The organism is Delftia sp. ASV31, from assembly GCF_016428765.1.
Taxonomy (GTDB): Bacteria; Pseudomonadota; Gammaproteobacteria; order Burkholderiales; family Burkholderiaceae_C; genus Comamonas; species Comamonas acidovorans.
In genome coordinates this window covers 1-2926 of sequence record NZ_JAELTK010000171.1, presented here as the reverse complement: position 1 = coordinate 2926, position 2926 = coordinate 1, and the positions used below count along the sequence as shown (strand labels likewise).

Here is a 2926-nt window from a genome sequence, read left to right as displayed (position 1 = left end):
CTGCAGGCCCGGCCTTCGGCCCGGATGATGCAGGGCCTGGTCAGCCTGTGCGCCGACCGGGGCGCCTGCGTGATCGTGGAAGGCATCGAGTCCGCCCAGGGCCTGGAGGCCGTGGCGCTGGCGGGAGCCCATGGCGCGCAGGGCTTCTTCATCGCCCGGCCCTCGCTGCATGGCCTGCTGGACCAGGTGGTGCGCGTGGAAGACGTGCTGGAGGTGCTGGAGGCGACCGAGGTGCAGGACGGCGACGAGCTGGACATGGCCCTGAACTGGAGCGGCATGGAGCGCATGTCTGCCCTTGTGGCGGCCTCAGCCGTGTCTGGTGGAGCCGAGGTGTCGGCCGCCGAGACCGGCATGGGCACGGGATTTTTCCTGCGGGCGCGGGCCTGAGGCCTGGACCGATACCGGCCCTGGGCCGCGCCTGGGTCGTGCCTGGCCCGTGCCTGGCTCGGGCCGGTGCGGCACCTCACTCCAGCATCAGCGGTGCGGCCTTGCGCCGCGCCATGGCCAGGCGGAACAGGTCCATGAAGCGCGGGGCCACGTTGGAGATGTGAAAGCGCTTGCCCGTCTCGCGCGCGGCCCGGCCGTAGCGCTGGCGCCGGGCCGGGTCGTCGCGCAGCTGGCGGATGGCGCCTATCCAGGCGTCGTCGCTGTCGGGCAGCAGCAGGCCGTTGACATCGTTTTGCACCAGCTCCGGCACAAAGCCCCAGTTCGATCCGATCACGCAGCCGCCTCGCGCCAGGATCTCCATCAATCCCCAGTTGGCCACGCCGTAGCGCAGCGGATAGAGGAACAGGTCCACCGAGGCCAGCGTGCGCGCGAACTCGTCATACGGCAGCTTGCCCGGGAACTCCACCACCTGTGCGGCCGGGTGGATCTGCAGAAGATGGTCGCGGAAACTGGCCACCTTGCCCTGGTAGCGGCGCTCCACCCATTGCTGTTCGTAACCGTAGGTCACGGCCGTGGGGTCGCCCAGGGCGATGAAGCGCATCTGCTGGCCATCGCCCTCGCGCACCAGTCGGTCGACCAGGCGCATGAAGGTCTCGAAGCCCTTGGAGCTGGACAGGTCGCGCGATGAGAAGGCCACGGTGAAGCGCGTGTCCTGGCGCGGCGGCGGCTCGGCCTGCTCGTCGGGCGCCTGGATGTCGAAGCCCTCGAACTGCACGGCCACGCGCTCCTGCAGCAGCGGCGGGAACAGCGAGCGCGCATGGGCGCTGGGCGCGATGGTCAGGTCGCTGCACAGCACCTGGTGGTAGTGCAGCATTTCCATGTTGCGGTCGGCCAGGCGCTGGGACAGGTCGGGCGGGTAGTCGGGCTCGTTGCCGTGCACGCGGTAGCTGGGGAACTCGATGTAGCTGACGATGGCCGCATCGATCTCGCCGTACAGCAGGTTGGGCGCGGCCCACAGCGAGTGGGCGACCACCACGTCGATGCGTTTGCCCTTTTCCTTCTCGAAGGCCTGCAGGCCCTGCAGCAGGCCGCGGCCTATGCGTGCCGAGCGCTCCACCTTGCTGGAGTAGTAGTAGCTTTGCGGGCCGACGATGTCGCCATCGGGCCGGAACGACAGCAGGTGGTCGCACTGGCTGGCGTAGTTCTCGGCATGGCCGGGCATGGTCATGAACCAGCTGTCGGCCGCGCCGCTGGCGCGAAGGTGGCTGCACAGCAGGCTGTACTGGCTGGGGTATACGGCGCTGACGAAGATGATGACCGGCTTGTCCTGCATGTTCGTGGAAGTCTCCATGGCGTGGGGGGATGGGATGTGTCGGAGGGCGTGCTCAGCCCGGCACGGGCACTTCGGGCTCGCCGTCGCTGATCTGGTACTTGCGCATCTTTTCCCAGAGCACCTTGCGGCTGATGCCCAGGTGCTGGGCCGTGTTCTGGCGCTTCCAGTCGTTGGTGTTGAGCGCCGCGATGATGCGGTTGCGCTCGTCCATGTCCCAGTTGCTGCGGTCGGCCAGCAGGGGCTCGGCGGCGCCGGCGTCCGGCGGGAAGGTGGTGGCCGACAGGGCCTGGGCGTGCTGCAGGATGCGCTGCGTGGCGCCGTCGGCGTTCCAGTCGCGCGTCTGGCGGGCGGCCACGCCGATGCGCTCGGCCAGGTTGCGCAGCTCGCGCACATTGCCGGGGAAGTACATCTGGGCCACGGCGTCGAGGATGAAGAAGGGCGGCTCGCCCAGCTCCTTCATCGTGGCCTCGCCCACCACCTTGTGCAGGATGGCGTGGAAGATGGCCAGCTTGTCGGCCTCGCCGCGCTCCTCCAGGCTGGGAATCTGCAGCTCGATCACGGCCAGGCGGAAGAACAGGTCGGCCCGGAAGCGCCCCTCGCGCACCAGCCCGCGCAGCGGCTTGTTGGTGGCCGCCACCAGCCGGAAATCCAGCCGCACGGCGGCGGCCGAGCCCAGCCGCGTGATGGCGCGCTCTTCCAGCACGCGCAGCAGCTTGACCTGCTGGTACAGCGGCAGGTCCGCGATCTCGTCCAGGAACAGCGTGCCGCCGTTGGCCTGCTCCAGATAGCCCTTGTGGGCATTCACCGCGCCCGTGAACGAGCCCTTGGCGTGGCCGAAGAACAGGGACTCGAACAGCCCGTCCGGGATGGCGCCGCAGTTGACCACCACGAAGGGGCCCTGGCCGTAGCGGTTGTTGCGCTCGTGCAGCCGCTCGGCAATGCGCTCCTTGCCCACGCCGGTCTCGCCGATGATGAGCACGCTGTGCTCGCAGTCGGCAAAGGTGTCCACGTCGCGCAGCAGGCGCTGCATGCAGTCGGCCACGGCGATGATGTCCTCCGAGCGCTGCACCTGGCGCTGGTTGCTCTGCATGCGCCGCAGGATGCGCACCAGCATGGCGCGCAGCTCGGCCCCCGTGAAGTCGAAGGGCAGCACATGCGAGTACTCCATGGCATAGGTGCCGGCGTTGGCGTCGCGCTGCTTGGCGC

Annotated in this window: 3 protein-coding genes; 1 reads left to right on the top strand and 2 read right to left on the bottom strand. The window is 69.0% G+C overall.

Annotation, left to right across the window (positions count from 1 at the left end; translation table 11 throughout):
- A partial coding sequence (locus JHD82_RS28715; RefSeq protein ID WP_199140279.1) for an EAL domain-containing protein occupies positions 1–387 on the top strand: 387 nt, incomplete at its 5' end.
- A gap of 76 nt (positions 388–463) precedes the next feature.
- Here JHD82_RS28715 and JHD82_RS28710 read toward each other — a convergent pair.
- Positions 464–1738: a glycosyltransferase gene (locus JHD82_RS28710; RefSeq protein ID WP_192812316.1), complete on the bottom strand. Its 1275-nt coding sequence runs from the start codon at positions 1736–1738 to the stop codon at positions 464–466.
- A 34-nt stretch (positions 1739–1772) separates the two neighbouring features.
- The coding region (locus tag JHD82_RS28705; protein WP_199140277.1) for a sigma 54-interacting transcriptional regulator at positions 1773–2926 on the bottom strand (1154 nt) is incomplete at its 5' end.

Coding starts and splice junctions, on each gene's coding strand:
- JHD82_RS28710 (WP_192812316.1), bottom strand. CDS start 1,738: ATGGAGACTTCCACGAACATGCAGGACAAGCCGGTCATCATCTTCGTC.